A 16,418-nucleotide genomic window follows, 5' to 3' on the forward strand; every position below is an offset into this window, starting at 1 on the left:
CCGCTGCATGCGGGCGCCATGCTTTGGCAACTGACCCAGATGTTGTGGGTCGGTGGCTTATGGCTGCTGCATTTGGGCTTGCTGCCCGCTCTGGGGCTCGTTGGTCTCGCTCCCTTACTGATCGAAGAAATTTCGACGCTGCTGAGTGCATTGCTGGTTGGTTTTTCGGCGGTGTGCCTGATCCTGCAGATCTTGGTGCTGATTCAGTCTGAAGGGCTGAGAAGTCTATGGCGGGATATTCGGGGGCAACTGCTGTTGATGGCGATCTATGCGTGCGGCATGTATTTCGCGGTGCGCATTTTTTTGCCGGAGGCTCAGCGCTGGCAGTTGTTCAGCTATCTGATTCTAGGCTTTTCCGGTCTGGTATTGGTCTTGCAGCCGGTGCCCGGATGGGGTGTCAGGGTGCGTCAGGCACACCCTTAGCCCGGGTCGACGTCAGTGGAAACGATGGACGTTCGACAATTGCTTGTTTACCTTGGCGTTCTTGCGGTAAATCAGCGCCATCTTGCCGATGACCTGCACCAGATCTGCCTTGCCGACCTTGCACAGTTCGGCAATGGTTTCCAGACGCGATTCGCGCTCAGGGATGTTGAGCTTGATCTTGATCAGCTCATGATCGCTCAAGGCGCGTTCAAGTTCGGCTAATACACCTTCGGTCAAACCGTTGTCAGCCACAGTCAATACTGGTTTCAGATGGTGGCCAATGGATTTGTACTGTTTCTTCTGCTCTTGAGTGAGCGGCATAATCTGACCCCTGCGTCTGATCTTGTAAAAAGCGGCGGCCAGTTTACCCGAGCGAGTCCGGGGCCGCCCAGTTAATCACGACCGGTTTTATTTTTGAGGTGGCCCGTGGCCCGTTCCAAGACAAGCCATAACTGGCTGAAAGAGCACTTCAACGACCCCTTCGTCAAAATGGCGCAAAAAGATGGGTACCGTTCTCGTGCCAGCTACAAACTGCTGGAGATCCAGGAAAAGGACCGCCTTATCCGCCCTGGAATGAGTGTGATCGATCTCGGTGCTGCTCCGGGTGGTTGGTCGCAGGTGACCAGTCGTCTGATTGGTGGTCAGGGGCGACTGATTGCGTCCGATATTCTGGAGATGGACAGCATTCCCGACGTGACCTTTATTCAAGGGGACTTCACCGAGGATGCGGTGTTAGCGCAGATTCTCGACGCGGTCGGAAATTCTGAGGTTGACCTTGTGATTTCCGATATGGCCCCCAATATGAGTGGGTTAGCGGCCGTCGATATGCCTCGCGCAATGTTCTTGTGCGAGTTGGCGCTGGATCTTGCGGGGCGTGTGTTGCGTCCTGGTGGTGATTTTCTGATCAAGATTTTCCAAGGGGAAGGTTTTGATGAGTACCACAAGAGTGTTCGGCAGATGTTCGAGAAAGTGCAGATGCGTAAGCCGTCATCTTCCCGTGACCGTTCCCGCGAGCAATATTTGCTGGGGCGCGGCTTCCGTGGTCGCAGTGAGTAAGTAGGATTTTTGACCGGGGTGATAGGGATTTCGTATTTCGCCCCGTCGGATTAAGCGCATATTGTGTAGTCTAAGTTTCACATAGGGTTACAGACAGCGCCTGCCAGAGCTGTAGGTAATGTAGTAAGTTAGGCCGGTGAATATCATGCGAAGCGCGCGCCAGCAGCGGAGCTTGCTTCAGAGGGTAGTTAATTGAACGACATGGCAAAGAATTTGATCCTTTGGTTGATCATCGCGGCTGTCCTGGTGACGGTGATGAACAACTTCTCCAGCCCTAACGAGCCGCAGACCCTCAACTATTCCGACTTCATCCAGCAAGTTAAGGATGGCAAGGTTGAGCGCGTGGCCGTTGACGGCTACGTGATTACCGGCAAGCGCAATGATGGTGATAGCTTCAAGACTATCCGTCCCGCGATCCAGGATAACGGTCTGATCGGCGACCTGGTGGATAACCATGTTGTGGTCGAAGGCAAGCAGCCAGAGCAACAGAGCATTTGGACTCAGTTGTTGGTCGCCAGCTTTCCAATCTTGGTAATTATCGCTGTCTTCATGTTCTTCATGCGGCAGATGCAAGGCGGTGCCGGCGGTAAGGGCGGGCCGATGAGTTTTGGCAAGAGTAAGGCGCGCCTACTGTCAGAAGATCAAGTGAAAACCACGCTGGCTGACGTTGCAGGTTGCGACGAGGCCAAGGAAGAAGTGGGTGAGCTGGTTGAGTTCCTGCGCGACCCGGGTAAGTTTCAGCGCCTGGGCGGTCGTATTCCTCGCGGTGTGCTGATGGTGGGGCCGCCGGGTACTGGTAAGACTCTGCTGGCCAAGGCCATTGCGGGTGAAGCCAAGGTGCCATTCTTCACCATTTCCGGTTCCGACTTCGTCGAAATGTTCGTGGGTGTTGGCGCCAGCCGTGTTCGTGACATGTTTGAACAGGCCAAGAAGCACGCTCCTTGCATCATTTTCATCGATGAAATCGATGCTGTCGGTCGTCACCGTGGTGCTGGAATGGGTGGCGGTCATGATGAACGCGAGCAGACTCTCAACCAGTTGCTGGTTGAGATGGACGGCTTTGAAATGAACGACGGCATTATTGTTATTGCTGCTACCAACCGTCCTGACGTGCTCGACCCTGCGCTGCTGCGCCCTGGTCGTTTCGACCGTCAGGTTGTGGTTGGCTTGCCGGATATTCGCGGTCGTGAACAGATTCTCAAAGTGCACATGCGCAAAGTGCCAATGGGCGAAGACGTGGTGCCGGCGGTGATCGCTCGCGGTACTCCGGGGTTCTCCGGTGCGGATTTGGCTAACCTGGTGAACGAAGCCTCGTTGTTTGCCGCGCGTACCGGCAAGCGCATTGTCGAGATGAAGGAATTTGAGCTGGCCAAAGACAAGATCATGATGGGCGCCGAGCGCAAATCCATGGTCATGTCCGAGAAAGAAAAGCAGAACACGGCGTACCACGAGGCTGGTCACGCCATTGTGGGGCGTGTCGTGCCTGAGCACGATCCGGTTTACAAGGTGTCGATCATTCCTCGCGGTCGGGCATTGGGGGTCACGATGTTCCTACCGGAAGAGGATCGTTACAGCTTGTCCAAGCGGGCCTTGATTAGCCAGATCTGTTCGCTTTATGGCGGTCGTATCGCCGAAGAGATGACTCTGGGCTTTGATGGTGTGACCACAGGTGCTTCTAACGACATCATGCGTGCCAGTCAGATCGCTCGGAACATGGTGACCAAGTGGGGGTTGTCCGAAAAGCTTGGTCCGCTGATGTACGCGGAAGAAGAGGGCGAAGTGTTCCTGGGTCGCAGCGCTGGCAGTCAGCACGCTAGCTTGTCCGCTGAAACGGCGAAGCTGATCGACTCCGAGGTGCGCAGCATCATCGATCAGTGCTATGGCACCGCTAAACAGATCCTGACGGACAACCGCGACAAGCTGGATGCCATGGCGGACGCTTTAATGAAGTACGAAACCATTGATGCTGATCAGATCGACGACATCATGGCGGGCCGCACTCCACGTGAGCCTCGTGATTGGGAGGGTGGTTCGGGTACTCCTCCACCAGTCGTGCAGAACGAGCGTCCGGAAACACCCATTGGCGGCCCTGCTGCCGACCACTAAGGTTTTAGATGACTTCTGTCCCTTCCTCTACCCGGTTGCCTTGCGGCAACCGGGTTCTTGATTTGGCCCGTGCGCATGTCATGGGTATTTTGAACGTAACCCCTGACTCCTTTTCTGATGGTGGCCGCTTCAGTCAGCTTGATGTCGCCTTGCGGCATGCAGAGGCTATGGTCTTGGCGGGGGCTACGCTGATCGATATCGGTGGCGAGTCAACTCGTCCGGGGGCTCGCGCAGTATCGCCGGTGGAAGAGTTGGAGCGCGTGGCCCCTGTCGTCGAGCGAATTCATCGCGAATTGGATGTGATCATTTCGGTTGATACCTCCACGCCAGCAGTGATGCGTGAAACCGCTCGCCTTGGCGCAGGGTTGATCAACGACGTGCGTTCGCTGCGCCGTGATGGGGCGCTGGACGCTGCGGCGGCTACTGGTTTGCCGGTGTGCCTGATGCATATGCTCGGCGAGCCGGGTGACATGCAAGACAACCCGCACTACCAGAATGTTACCCAGGAAGTTGCTGGCTTTTTAGCTGAGCGCATGGCTGCGTGTGCGGCGGTGGGGATCGGTGCTGAGCGGATTGTTCTGGATCCCGGGTTTGGCTTTGCCAAGACCCTGCAACATAACCTGAGCCTGTTCAGGCATATGGAGGTCTTGCATGGCCTGGGGCGACCTTTATTGGTTGGTGTCTCGCGCAAAAGCATGATTGGTCAGGTATTGAATAGGCCGGTCGCTGAGCGATTGCATGGCAGTCTGGCACTCGCGGCCCTGGCGGTGACCAAGGGGGCGAAAATTATCCGTGTCCATGATGTCGCCGAGACAGTGGATGTGGTGCGAATGATTGCGGCAGTGGAATCCGCTGAATAAGAATGATGGAGTACTTATGACTAAGAAATACTTTGGCACCGACGGTATCCGTGGTCGTGTGGGCGAATTCCCGATTACTCCTGACTTCATGCTCAAGCTGGGTTGGGCTGCAGGCATGGCTTTTCGTAGCATGGGCGCTTGCCGCGTGTTGGTGGGCAAGGACACGCGCATCTCCGGATACATGTTTGAGTCGGCTCTGGAGGCGGGGCTGTCTGCTGCAGGCGCGGATGTCCTGCTGCTGGGGCCGATGCCGACTCCGGCGATTGCCTATCTGACGCGAACCTTTCATGCCGAGGCTGGGATTGTCATCAGTGCCTCGCACAATCCCCATGATGATAACGGCATCAAGTTCTTTTCGGGGCAGGGCACCAAGTTGCCCGACGATGTTGAGTTGATGATCGAAGAGTTGCTGGATGCGCCGATGACCGTGGTGGAGTCGAGCAAGCTCGGTAAGGTGTCACGGATCAACGATGCATCAGGACGCTATATCGAGTTCTGTAAGAGTAGTGTGCCATCCAGCACCAGTTTTGCTGGCTTGAAAATTGTTCTCGACTGCGCTCACGGCGCGACCTATAAGGTGGCGCCGAGTGTGTTTCGAGAATTGGGCGCGCAAGTCACTGTATTGTCTGCGCAGCCCAACGGGTTGAACATTAATGACAACTGCGGTTCGACCCATATGGAGCAGTTGCAGGCTGCTGTTCTGGCCGAGCATGCAGACTTGGGTATCGCCTTTGATGGCGATGGTGACCGAGTATTGATGGTCGATCAGACTGGCGCAGTTGTTGATGGTGACGAGCTGCTGTTCATTATCGCGCGGGACCTGCATGAGCGCGGTAAGCTCCAGGGCGGCGTAGTCGGCACGCTAATGAGCAACTTGGGACTGGAGTTGGCGCTTGCTGATCTGGGTATTCCATTTGTCAGGGCAAATGTCGGCGACCGTTATGTAATTGCCGAGTTGATGGAGCGTAACTGGTTGGTGGGAGGGGAGAACTCCGGCCACATCGTGTGCTTCCGTCATGCCACTACAGGTGATGCAATCATTGCTGCGCTCCAGGTGTTGATGGCGCTTAAGAGTCGGGATGAAAGCCTGGCTCAATCTCGCCAGGGGTTGCGCAAGTGTCCCCAGGTGTTGATCAATGTGCGTTTTGGCGGGGGTGATAGCCCGGTTGAGCACCCAGCGGTTAAAGAGGCCTGTGAGCGTGTTACTGGCGCTATGGCAGGTCGTGGCCGGGTCTTGTTGCGTAAGTCCGGGACTGAGCCTTTGGTGCGAGTGATGGTCGAAGGTGCCGACGAGACCCAGGTTCGTGCCTATGCTGATGAGTTGGCAAAACTGGTTGCTGAAGTTTCTGCCTGATTTCGGCTTGCCAGTGTTGTTTTGGTTGGGTAACATCTGCGCCCACTTTGACCGACGAGGTACAGCATGCGTCGCCCTATGGTAGCTGGTAACTGGAAGATGCACGGTACCCGCGCCAGCGTCGCTGAGCTGATCAATGGCCTTCGTCATTTGGCCTTGCCAAGCGGTGTTGATGTCGCGGTATTCCCCCCTTGCTTGTATATCAATCAAGTGGTTGACGGTCTGAAAGGTAAGTCGATTCAGGTTGGCGCGCAGAACTCGGCGGTGGAGCCGATGCAGGGCGCGTTGACGGGTGAAGTCGCCCCGAGTCAGTTGGTGGACGTAGGTTGTTCCCTGGTGCTGGTTGGGCACTCCGAGCGCCGCCTTATCATGGGTGAGCGTGACGCGACTCTCAATCGCAAGTTCGCAGCAGCGCAGGCCTGTGGCTTAAAGCCGGTTCTGTGTGTGGGGGAGACCCTTGAGCAGCGCGAGGCGGGGAAGACTCTTGAGGTTGTCGGGCGTCAGCTGGGCAGTATCATCGAAGAGTTGGGTGTTGGCGCATTCGCCAATGCTGTTATCGCTTATGAGCCAGTCTGGGCCATTGGTACTGGACTGACTGCGACGCCGCAGCAGGCGCAGGATGTGCATGCAGCCATTCGCGCTCAGTTAGCGGCAGAAAATTCTGAAGTGGCACGAGGTGTGCGGCTTCTATACGGCGGCAGCGTGAAGGCGGCCAATGCGGTCGAACTGTTCGGCATGCCGGATATCGATGGGGGGCTCATTGGTGGAGCTTCCCTGAATGCAGATGAGTTCGGTGCGATTTGTCGCGCCGCGGGAAACTGAAAAAATGCTGGAAACAGTCGTAGTCGTTTTTCATCTGCTGGGTGCCCTGGGCGTAGTTGCTCTGGTTTTGCTGCAGCAGGGTAAGGGTGCCGATGCTGGCGCGTCTTTCGGTGCAGGTGCTTCAAATACTGTGTTCGGAAGCCAAGGTTCCTCTACCTTTCTTAGTAAGTTTACTGCTATACTTGCCGCCGGTTTCTTCATAACCAGCTTGGGGTTAGGTTACTTTGCTAAAGAGAAAGCTCATCAGCTGACTCAAGTAGGTTTGCCAGATCCAGCGGTGCTTGAAGTTCCAAAGCAACAACCGGCTTCTGATGATGTCCCGGTGCTCCAAGAGCAAAAGTCGGCAACTAATGCGACTGACGTACCTCCAGCTCCAGAGCAAAAGTAAGAAGGGTTTTGCGCAGTAACGTAGTCTATGCCGAGGTGGTGGAATTGGTAGACACGCAACCTTGAGGTGGTTGTGCCCATAGGGTGTAGGGGTTCGAGTCCCCTTCTCGGTACCAATTATCAGGAGAGCCCGCCGTCGCGGGCTTTCTTGTAGGTGGAAGGTTACATTGACCCAAAAAGGGATCAGTCGTATACTTCCGCCCCAGCTTTGTCGCGGGGTGGAGCAGTCTGGTAGCTCGTCGGGCTCATAACCCGAAGGTCGTCGGTTCAAATCCGGCCCCCGCAACCAGTTTTAGCGGAGCCCCTTTTCAGGGGCTTTTTGTTAGCTGGACACTTTACAGCGCCGCTATTCAACGGCGTTTCCGGGATGGGCGTTTCGCCCATTTTTTATTTGCACAAGCATGCACGAGGGGGTTCAGGTGTCGAGCAAGCTAGAACAGTTGCAGGCCTTGTTGGCCCCGGTGGTCGTGGCCCTTGGCTATGAATGCTGGGGTATTGAGTTTTCGGCTCAGGGTCGCCACTCATTGTTGCGCGTTTATATCGACAAAGAAGGCGGTGTGCTGGTGGATGATTGCGCCATCGTCAGCCGTCAGATCAGTGGTGTTCTTGACGTAGAAGATCCGATCTCCGTTGAGTACACCCTAGAAGTGTCCTCTCCTGGCATGGAACGCCCGCTGTTCACCCTTGAACAGTTTGCCAAGTATGTCGGTGAGCAAGTGAAGATCAAGCTGCGCTCGCCCTTCGAAGGTCGGCGTAATTTTCAGGGCCTTCTCCGCGGGGTGGAGGAGCAGGACGTTGTGGTGCAGGTGGAAGACCACGAGTTCCTATTGCCGATCGATATGATCGACAAGGCCAACATTATTCCCAGTTTTGACTGAGACGCGGATCCCGCGGATCCAATGGCTTGCGAAAGGCGAGGCGTACGATGAGCAAAGAAGTACTGCTGGTTGTTGAGTCGGTATCCAATGAAAAGGGTGTACCGGCAAGCGTGATTTTTGAAGCGTTGGAGCTGGCTCTGGCCACGGCTACCAAAAAGCGTTTCGAAGACGAAGTGGACCTGCGTGTGGAAATCAATCGCCACACCGGTTCTTACGAAACTTTCCGTCGCTGGACGGTGGTGGACGAAGCCGATCTGGATGATCCAGCGGTGGAAACCTGGCTGAGCAAGGCTCACGAGACCCATCCCGACGCTAAAGTCGGTGATGTGATCGAAGAAAAAATCGAATCTATCGAATTCGGCCGCATCGCTGCTCAGACCGCCAAGCAGGTCATCGTGCAGAAAGTTCGTGAAGCCGAGCGTGCACAGGTGGTCGATGCCTATCGCGAGCGTCTGGGGGAGATCATCTCCGGCACCGTGAAAAAAGTGACGCGTGACAACGTGATCGTCGACTTGGGTAACAACGCTGAAGCGTTGCTGGCCCGCGAAGACATCATCTCCCGTGAGACTTTCCGAGTGGGCGTGCGTCTGCGTGCGCTGCTCAAGGAAATCCGCACCGAGAACCGCGGCCCGCAGCTGATCCTGTCGCGTACCGCGCCGGAAATGCTGATCGAGCTGTTCCGGATCGAGGTGCCGGAAATTGCCGAAGGCCTGATCGAAGTAATGGCCGCTTCCCGTGATCCGGGTTCGCGGGCCAAGATCGCAGTCCGTTCCAAAGACAAGCGCATCGACCCGCAGGGCGCGTGCATTGGTATGCGTGGTTCGCGCGTCCAGGCCGTTTCCGGTGAGTTGGGCGGCGAGCGTGTGGATATCGTCCTTTGGGATGAGAACCCGGCGCAGTTCGTGATCAATGCCATGTCGCCGGCTGAAGTCGCGGCAATTATCGTTGACGAAGATGCCCATGCTATGGACATCGCCGTTGGCGCAGACAATCTGGCTCAGGCCATCGGTCGCGGTGGTCAGAACGTGCGTCTGGCCAGCCAATTGACTGGCTGGACCCTGAACGTGATGACCGAATCGGACATCCAGGCCAAGCAGCAAGCAGAAACCGGCGACATCCTGCGCAATTTCATCGATGAGCTGGAAGTCGATGAAGAACTGGCACAGGTTCTGGTTGATGAAGGCTTCACCAGCCTGGAAGAGATTGCCTACGTACCGCTGGAAGAAATGCTCAACATCGACGGCTTTGACGAAGACATCGTCAACGAGCTTCGCGCTCGGGCCAAGGATCGCTTGTTGACTAAAGCCATCGCTACTGAGGAAAAGCTGGCAGACGCCCATCCGGCCGAAGACCTGCTCTCGCTTGAGGGTATGGACAAGGATTTGGCGATGGAACTGGCGGTGCGCGGCGTAATTACCCGCGAAGACCTGGCCGAGCAGTCTATTGACGACCTGCTCGACATCGACGGCATTGACGATGATCGTGCCGGCAAGTTGATCATGGCCGCCCGAGCCCATTGGTTCGAGTAATTAGGCGCGGCCTGAGGAGAGAAGTGCATGACGCAAGTCACGGTGAAACAACTGGCCGATGAGGTCAAAACACCGGTAGAACGCCTGCTGCAGCAGATGCGTGAGGCAGGTCTGCCGCACACCGCCGCCGAGGAACATGTGAGCGACAGTGAGAAGCAATCGTTGCTGACTCACTTGAAAAGCAGCCACAAGGCGAAAGTGGAAGAACCACGCAAGATTACATTGCAGCGCAAGACCACCAGCACCCTGCGTGTTGCTGGTAGCAAGAGCATCAGCGTTGAAGTGCGCAAGAAGAAAGTCTTCGTACAGCGCAGCCCGGAAGAAATCGAAGCCGAGCGTCAACGTGAGCTGGAAGAGCGTCGCGCAGTAGAAAATGCTGCCCGTCAAAAGGCTGAAGAAGAAGCCAAGCGTCGCGCCGAAGAAGAAGCGCGTCGCCAGCCTGCTCCGGTTGCTGAGCCTGTTGCCGCGCAAGCACCAGCGCCTGCCGCTGTTGAAACTGTACGGGAAGCTCCGGTAGCGGCTCCGGCACCTGTTGCTGAGCGCAAGAAAGATGAGCCGCGCCGTCCAGATAAGCCTCGCAACGACGACAACCGTCGCAGCGGTGATGGCGAGCGCAAAAACGCTCCACATCGCGCTTCGGTCAAGGAAAAGGCGCCGGCGCCTCGGGTTGCGCCACGTACCACCGACGAAGAAAGCGATGGCTTCCGTCGTGGTGGTCGCGGCAAGGCCAAGCTGAAGAAACGCAACGCTCACGGTTTCCAGAGCCCAACCGGGCCAGTGGTACGTGACGTGCAAATCGGCGAGACCATCACCGTGGGCGAACTGGCCCAACAGATGTCGGTCAAGGCTGCTGAAGTCATCAAGTTCATGTTCAAGCTGGGCACTCCAGCCACCATCAACCAGGTGCTGGATCAGGAAACTGCCCAGCTGGTTGCTGAAGAGCTGGGCCATAAAGTGACCCTGGTCAGCGACACGGCCCTGGAAGATTCCCTGGCCGAGTCCCTGAAGTTCGAAGGTGAAGCGGTTGCCCGTGCGCCGGTCGTGACCGTAATGGGTCACGTTGACCACGGTAAGACCTCGCTGCTGGACTACATCCGTCGCGCCAAAGTGGCCGCGGGTGAAGCCGGTGGTATCACCCAGCACATCGGTGCCTACCACGTAGAAACCGAGCGTGGCATGGTCACCTTCCTCGACACCCCAGGTCACGCCGCGTTTACCGCCATGCGTGCTCGTGGTGCCAAGGCTACCGACATCGTGATCCTGGTGGTCGCGGCGGACGACGGCGTAATGCCGCAGACCATTGAAGCTGTTCAGCACGCGGTAGCGGCTGGTGTTCCATTGGTTGTTGCGGTGAACAAGATCGACAAGCCAGGCGCCGATCTGGACCGTATCCGCAGTGAGCTGTCGGTTCACGGCGTGACCTCGGAAGATTGGGGTGGCGATACGCCGTTCGTACCGGTTTCCGCGAAAATGGGTACCGGCGTCGATGACCTGCTGGAAGCGGTGCTGCTGCAGGCCGAAGTACTGGAACTTAAAGCGACTCCTTCGGCCCCTGGCCGTGGCGTCGTGGTCGAATCCCGTCTCGACAAGGGCCGTGGCCCGGTAGCTACCGTACTGGTTCAGGACGGTACGCTGCGTCAAGGCGACATGGTGCTGGTCGGCTCGAACTACGGCCGCGTGCGGGCCATGCTCGACGAGAACGGCAAGCCAATCAAGGAAGCCGGTCCTGCCATTCCGGTCGAGATTCTCGGCCTGGACGGTACGCCGGACGCTGGCGACGAGATGAGCGTAGTGGCCGACGAGAAGAAGGCCCGTGAAGTGGCGCTGTTCCGTCAAGGCAAGTTCCGCGAAGTCAAGTTGGCCCGTGCTCACGCTGGCAAGCTGGAAAACATCTTCGAAAACATGGGCCAGGAAGAGAAGAAGACGCTCAACATCGTCCTCAAATCCGACGTCCGTGGTTCGTTGGAAGCTCTGCAAGGTGCTCTGAATGGCCTGGGCAACGACGAAGTGCAAGTGCGCGTAGTGGGTGGCGGCGTCGGTGGTATCACCGAAAGCGACGCCAACCTGGCACTGGCCTCCAACGCAGTACTGTTCGGCTTCAACGTGCGTGCCGATGCTGGCGCCCGTAAGATCGTCGAGCAGGAAGGTCTGGATATGCGTTACTACAACGTGATCTACGACATCATCGAAGACGTCAAGAAAGCCCTGACCGGTATGTTGGGCAGCGACGTTCGGGAGAACATCCTGGGTGTTGCCGAAGTTCGCGACGTGTTCCGCTCGCCGAAGTTTGGCGCGATTGCCGGTTGCATGGTCATCGAAGGTGTCGTGCACCGTAATCGTCCGATCCGCGTACTGCGTGAAGACATCGTTATCTTCGAAGGCGAGCTGGAATCCCTGCGCCGCTTCAAGGATGACGCCTCCGAAGTGCGTGCCGGCATGGAATGCGGTATCGGCGTGAAGAGCTACAACGACGTCAAAGTCGGCGACAAGATCGAAGTCTTCGAGAAGGTCCAGGTTGCTCGCAGCCTCTAACTCGCGCACTTCAAGAGCCCTGCGGGCCGATCGCATGCAAATGCACGGCGCCGTCAGCGGCCTCTAAACGCAACGCCCGGTCTGGCTTCTGTCAGGCCGGGCGTTTGCCGCTTTCAGACCACACGGGTTTCACCGTGAGGCAGTAACAGGTAACAAGACATGGCAAAAGAATACAGCCGTACCCAACGCATCGGTGATCAGATGCAGCGCGAACTGGCGCAACTGATCCGTCGTGAAGTCAAGGATCCACGCGTCGGCCTGGTGACCATCACCGCCGTGGAAGTCAGTCGTGACGTCGGTCACGCGAAGATTTTCATCACCGTGATGGGCCAGGAAAACGCCGAAGAAATCGCTCAGAGCATCAAGGCGCTGAACTCGGCTGCAGGTTTCCTGCGCATGCAGCTGGCTCGCGAAATGAAGCTGCGCAGCGTGCCGCAACTGCATTTCCATTACGACGAAAGCGTGGCCCGCGGGGCGCACCTGTCGGCTTTGATTGAACGTGCGGTGGCTGAAGACAGCCAGCACGGCGACACGCCAGCCCCTGAAGACGCCAAGGAGTAAGCGGTGGCTCAGGTCAAGCGTATTCGTCGTAACGTCAGCGGCATCATCCTCCTGGATAAGCCGCTGGGTTTCACCTCCAACGCGGCTCTTCAGAAGGTCCGCTGGTTGCTCAATGCCGAGAAGGCCGGTCACACCGGCAGTCTCGACCCCCTGGCCACCGGCGTTCTACCGTTGTGCTTTGGTGAGGCCACCAAGTTCTCGCAATACCTGCTCGATTCCGACAAGGGTTATGAAACCCTGATGCAGTTGGGCAAGACCACCACCACCGCGGACGCTGAAGGCGAAGTTTTGCTGACGCGCGAGGTGACCGTTGGTCGTGCCGATATCGAAGCGGTATTGCCGGAGTTTCGCGGCGAAATCAAACAGATACCGCCGATGTACTCCGCCCTCAAGCGCGATGGGCAGCCCCTCTATAAACTGGCTCGTGCAGGGGAAGTGGTGGAGCGCGAACCGCGTTCTGTTACTATTGCGCGCTTGGAATTACTCGCCTTTGAAGGCGACACTGCGCGCCTGGCGGTGGACTGCAGCAAAGGCACCTATATCCGCACCCTGGTGGAAGATATCGGCGAAAAATTGGGCTGCGGTGCTTACGTCGCAGAACTGCGCCGGACCCAGGCCGGACCTTTCAGTCTGGCCCAGACGGTCACCCTGGAGGAGCTTGAAGCAGTGCACGCCGAGGGTGGCAACGAAGCGGTAGATCGCTTTTTGATGCCATCGGACAGCGGCCTGCTGGATTGGCCGCTGCTGCAGTTCTCGGAGCACAGTGCGTTCTATTGGCTCAATGGCCAGCCGGTACGTGCCCCGGATGCACCGAAGTTCGGGATGGTGCGGGTACAAGATCACAACGGTCGCTTTATCGGTATCGGTGAAGTGAGCGAAGACGGGCGCATCGCGCCGCGTCGACTGATTCGGTCAGAATGACCGGACGAGGGTGGCTGTTAACAGGCACGGTCACTACTCATTTATAGATACAGGGATTTGTCCCTGGCCTGTTGAAACTGTTCTTGAACAGTTTCCTGATATAAGGATTGCCCACATGGCACTCAGCGTTGAAGAAAAAGCTCAGATCGTAACCGACTACCAGCAAGCTGTTGGTGACACTGGTTCGCCAGAAGTGCAAGTTGCACTGCTGACCGCCAACATCAACAAATTGCAAGGTCACTTCAAAGCCAACGGTAAAGACCACCACTCCCGTCGTGGCCTGATCCGCATGGTAAACCAGCGTCGTAAGCTGCTGGACTACCTGAAAGGCAAAGACCTGAGCCGTTACAGCACCCTGATCGGTCGTCTGGGTCTGCGTCGCTAATCAGCGATTGCGCTATGAGGTTGGTTGTTTGCCATGCGTCAGCGGTTTTTCCGCCGGCGTATGGCAGGCTCCCAGCCTCAAGTTTTATCTGCTGCACCGTTTTACCTGGACAATCAAGGCTGGGCCGATTCCCCGCATTGCCCAAGAATTTCGCAAGAAACCAGTTTCCCCAAGAGCCACAAAGAAGGTAGGACACCGTGAACCCGGTAATCAAAAAATTCCAGTTCGGTCAGTCGACCGTAACCCTCGAGACTGGCCGTATCGCCCGTCAGGCCTCCGGCGCAGTATTGGTCACCGTTGACGACGACGTCAGCGTATTGGTGACCGTGGTTGGCGCCAAGCAAGCCGATCCAGGCAAGGGCTTCTTCCCTCTGTCTGTTCACTACCAGGAAAAGACTTACGCTGCCGGTAAGATCCCTGGCGGTTTCTTCAAGCGTGAAGGCCGTCCTTCCGAGAAAGAAACCCTGACCTCGCGTCTGATCGACCGTCCGATCCGCCCTCTGTTCCCAGAAGGCTTCATGAACGAAGTGCAGGTTGTCTGCACCGTGGTTTCCACCAGCAAGAAGACCGATCCGGACATCGCTGCGATGATCGGTACCTCGGCTGCCCTGGCGATCTCCGGCATTCCTTTCGACGGCCCGATCGGCGCCGCTCGCGTGGCTTTCCACGAAAGCACCGGCTACCTGCTGAACCCGACCTACGAGCAACTGGCTGCTTCGAGCCTGGACATGGTCGTGGCCGGTACCGAAGAAGCCGTGCTGATGGTTGAGTCGGAAGCCAAAGAGCTGACCGAAGACCAGATGCTGGGCGCGGTACTGTTCGCCCACGACGAATTCCAGTCGGTGATCAAGGCTGTCAAAGAGCTGGCCGCCGAAGCTGCCAAGCCGACCTGGGACTGGGCCGCTGCCCCAGAAGCCACCGAACTGCTGGGCGCTATCCGTGCCGAGTTCGGCGAAGCCATCTCCCAGGCTTACACCATCACCGTCAAGGCCGACCGTTATGCGCGCCTGGGCGAGTTGAAAGACCAGGTTGTCGCCAAGCTCTCCGGTGAAGAAGGCCAGCCTTCTGCCTCTGACGTCAAAGCCGCTTTCGGCGAGATCGAATACCGCACCGTTCGCGAAAACATCGTCAACGGCAAGCCACGTATCGACGGCCGCGACACCCGCACTGTACGTCCGCTGAACATCGAAGTCGGCGTACTGCCGAAGACTCACGGTTCGGCCCTGTTCACCCGTGGCGAAACCCAGGCCCTGGTGGTTGCGACCCTGGGTACTGCCCGCGACGCACAACTGCTGGACACCCTGGAAGGCGAGAAAAAAGACCCCTTCATGCTGCACTACAACTTCCCTCCGTTCTCGGTGGGCGAGTGTGGTCGCATGGGCGGCGCGGGCCGTCGTGAAATCGGTCACGGCCGTCTGGCCCGTCGTTCGGTCCAGGCCATGCTGCCAGCCGCCGACGTGTTCCCTTACACCATCCGCGTAGTATCGGAAATCACCGAATCCAACGGTTCCAGCTCCATGGCTTCCGTGTGCGGTGCTTCCCTGGCGCTGATGGACGCGGGTGTACCGATGAAGGCACCGGTTGCCGGTATCGCCATGGGCCTGGTTAAAGAGGGCGAGAAGTTCGCCGTCCTGACCGACATCCTGGGTGACGAAGACCACCTGGGCGACATGGACTTCAAAGTAGCCGGTACCGCCAAAGGCGTCACCGCACTGCAGATGGACATCAAGATCAAAGGTATCACCGAAGAAATCATGGAGATCGCCCTGGGTCAGGCCCTGGAAGCTCGCCTGAACATCCTCGGCCAGATGAACCAGATCATCGGTCAGTCCCGTACCGAACTGTCGGCCAACGCTCCGACCATGATCGCGATGAAGATCGACACCGACAAGATCCGTGACGTCATCGGTAAAGGTGGCGCCACCATCCGCGCGATCTGCGAAGAAACCAAGGCTTCGATCGACATCGAAGACGACGGTTCGATCAAGATCTTCGGCGAAACCAAGGAAGCTGCAGAGGCCGCGCGCCAGCGCGTTCTGGGCATCACCGCGGAAGCCGAGATCGGCAAGATCTACATCGGCAAGGTTGAGCGCATCGTCGACTTCGGCGCCTTCGTCAACATCCTGCCGGGCAAGGACGGTCTGGTGCACATTTCCATGCTGAGCGATGCTCGCGTTGAGAAAGTCACCGACATTCTGAAGGAAGGTCAGGAAGTGGAAGTACTGGTACTGGACGTGGACAACCGCGGCCGTATCAAGCTGTCCATCAAAGACGTGGCAGCAGCCAAAGCTTCGGGCGTTTAATCGCCCTTTAGCCTGGCGCTGAACAAGCAAACGCCCCGACTGGTTCGGGGCGTTTTGCTACCTGCGCTAAAAGCTTCTTGGTTGTCGGCCCAGGGGACTGGTGCTAGGTTTTAGCCCACGCTGGTGTAGCTCAGTCGGTAGAGCAGCGCACTCGTAACGCGAAGGTCGCAGGTTCGACTCCTGTCTCCGGCACCAGTCGATGGATTCATGCCGTGCCAGGCAGTGGCATGAACACCTTTAGAGGCCCGTCTAGCCCGGGCTTCTTGCTTCAAACGCTGCCGTTGGGTTTCATCCTGGCGCT

General features: G+C 57.4%; 15 protein-coding genes and 3 tRNA genes. 17 read left to right on the forward strand and 1 reads right to left on the reverse strand.

Annotation, left to right across the window (positions count from 1 at the left end; translation table 11 throughout):
• Nucleotides 1–18 precede the first annotated feature (18 nt).
• A complete protein-coding gene (locus tag PLD_RS19435; protein ID WP_159895546.1) occupies nucleotides 19–423 on the forward strand; it encodes an MFS transporter in 405 nt (134 codons plus the stop codon).
• A gap of 12 nt (nucleotides 424–435) precedes the next feature.
• Here PLD_RS19435 and PLD_RS19440 read toward each other — a convergent pair whose 3' ends face one another.
• A complete protein-coding gene (locus PLD_RS19440; protein ID WP_159895548.1) occupies nucleotides 436–744 on the reverse strand; it encodes a YhbY family RNA-binding protein in 309 nt (102 codons plus the stop codon).
• Between the two features lie 105 nt (nucleotides 745–849).
• Here PLD_RS19440 and rlmE point away from each other — a divergent pair, with 105 nt between their 5' ends.
• The 16 genes from rlmE to PLD_RS19520 all read left to right on the forward strand — a co-directional run bounded on the left by rlmE (nucleotide 850) and on the right by PLD_RS19520 (nucleotide 16,312).
• Entirely contained in the window at nucleotides 850–1,479 is a 630-nt protein-coding gene (gene rlmE, locus PLD_RS19445) for a 23S rRNA (uridine(2552)-2'-O)-methyltransferase RlmE (protein ID WP_159895550.1), read from the forward strand.
• A gap of 201 nt (nucleotides 1,480–1,680) precedes the next feature.
• Nucleotides 1,681–3,585, forward strand: a complete 1,905-nt coding sequence (gene ftsH, locus PLD_RS19450) for an ATP-dependent zinc metalloprotease FtsH (protein ID WP_159898175.1) — start codon at nucleotides 1,681–1,683, stop codon at nucleotides 3,583–3,585.
• A gap of 8 nt (nucleotides 3,586–3,593) precedes the next feature.
• Nucleotides 3,594–4,445: a dihydropteroate synthase gene (gene folP / locus PLD_RS19455; protein ID WP_159895552.1), complete on the forward strand. Its 852-nt coding sequence runs from the start codon at nucleotides 3,594–3,596 to the stop codon at nucleotides 4,443–4,445.
• Between the two features lie 16 nt (nucleotides 4,446–4,461).
• Complete coding sequence (glmM, locus tag PLD_RS19460) at nucleotides 4,462–5,799, forward strand: phosphoglucosamine mutase (protein WP_159895554.1); 1,338 nt, start codon at nucleotides 4,462–4,464, stop codon at nucleotides 5,797–5,799.
• Nucleotides 5,800–5,865: 66 nt separating this feature from the next.
• Entirely contained in the window at nucleotides 5,866–6,621 is a 756-nt protein-coding gene (gene tpiA / locus PLD_RS19465; RefSeq protein WP_159895556.1) for a triose-phosphate isomerase, read from the forward strand.
• 4 nt (nucleotides 6,622–6,625) lie between these two features.
• Nucleotides 6,626–7,009 carry a preprotein translocase subunit SecG gene (secG, locus tag PLD_RS19470; protein WP_159898176.1) on the forward strand — a complete coding sequence of 128 codons (384 nt, stop codon included), beginning with the start codon at nucleotides 6,626–6,628 and terminating at the stop codon, nucleotides 7,007–7,009.
• A gap of 29 nt (nucleotides 7,010–7,038) precedes the next feature.
• Nucleotides 7,039–7,124 (forward strand) — tRNA-Leu (locus PLD_RS19475).
• 96 nt (nucleotides 7,125–7,220) lie between these two features.
• Nucleotides 7,221–7,297, forward strand: a tRNA-Met gene (locus tag PLD_RS19480).
• 130 nt (nucleotides 7,298–7,427) lie between these two features.
• Nucleotides 7,428–7,886 (forward strand): ribosome maturation factor RimP, encoded by a 459-nt coding sequence (gene rimP, locus PLD_RS19485; RefSeq protein ID WP_159895558.1) that lies wholly within the window; start codon nucleotides 7,428–7,430, stop codon nucleotides 7,884–7,886.
• A 47-nt stretch (nucleotides 7,887–7,933) separates the two neighbouring features.
• Nucleotides 7,934–9,415: a transcription termination factor NusA gene (gene nusA / locus PLD_RS19490; RefSeq protein WP_159895560.1), complete on the forward strand. Its 1,482-nt coding sequence runs from the start codon at nucleotides 7,934–7,936 to the stop codon at nucleotides 9,413–9,415.
• A 27-nt stretch (nucleotides 9,416–9,442) separates the two neighbouring features.
• Nucleotides 9,443–11,947, forward strand: coding sequence for a translation initiation factor IF-2 (gene infB, locus PLD_RS19495; protein ID WP_159895562.1), 2,505 nt, complete (start codon nucleotides 9,443–9,445; stop codon nucleotides 11,945–11,947).
• A 159-nt stretch (nucleotides 11,948–12,106) separates the two neighbouring features.
• Nucleotides 12,107–12,508, forward strand: coding sequence for a 30S ribosome-binding factor RbfA (gene rbfA, locus PLD_RS19500; RefSeq protein WP_159895564.1), 402 nt, complete (start codon nucleotides 12,107–12,109; stop codon nucleotides 12,506–12,508).
• A gap of 3 nt (nucleotides 12,509–12,511) precedes the next feature.
• Nucleotides 12,512–13,429: a tRNA pseudouridine(55) synthase TruB gene (gene truB, locus PLD_RS19505; protein WP_159895566.1), complete on the forward strand. Its 918-nt coding sequence runs from the start codon at nucleotides 12,512–12,514 to the stop codon at nucleotides 13,427–13,429.
• A 115-nt stretch (nucleotides 13,430–13,544) separates the two neighbouring features.
• The gene (gene rpsO / locus PLD_RS19510; protein ID WP_011059205.1) at nucleotides 13,545–13,814 is read left to right on the forward strand and encodes a 30S ribosomal protein S15; all 270 of its coding nucleotides are present in this window, start codon (nucleotides 13,545–13,547) and stop codon (nucleotides 13,812–13,814) included.
• A 197-nt stretch (nucleotides 13,815–14,011) separates the two neighbouring features.
• Entirely contained in the window at nucleotides 14,012–16,117 is a 2,106-nt protein-coding gene (gene pnp, locus PLD_RS19515; protein ID WP_159895568.1) for a polyribonucleotide nucleotidyltransferase, read from the forward strand.
• Nucleotides 16,118–16,236: 119 nt separating this feature from the next.
• Nucleotides 16,237–16,312, forward strand: a tRNA-Thr gene (locus PLD_RS19520).
• Nucleotides 16,313–16,418 lie beyond the last annotated feature (106 nt).

Source organism: Pseudomonas sp. LD120 (genome assembly GCF_009861525.1).
In the GTDB taxonomy this organism is placed as follows: Bacteria; Pseudomonadota; Gammaproteobacteria; order Pseudomonadales; family Pseudomonadaceae; genus Aquipseudomonas.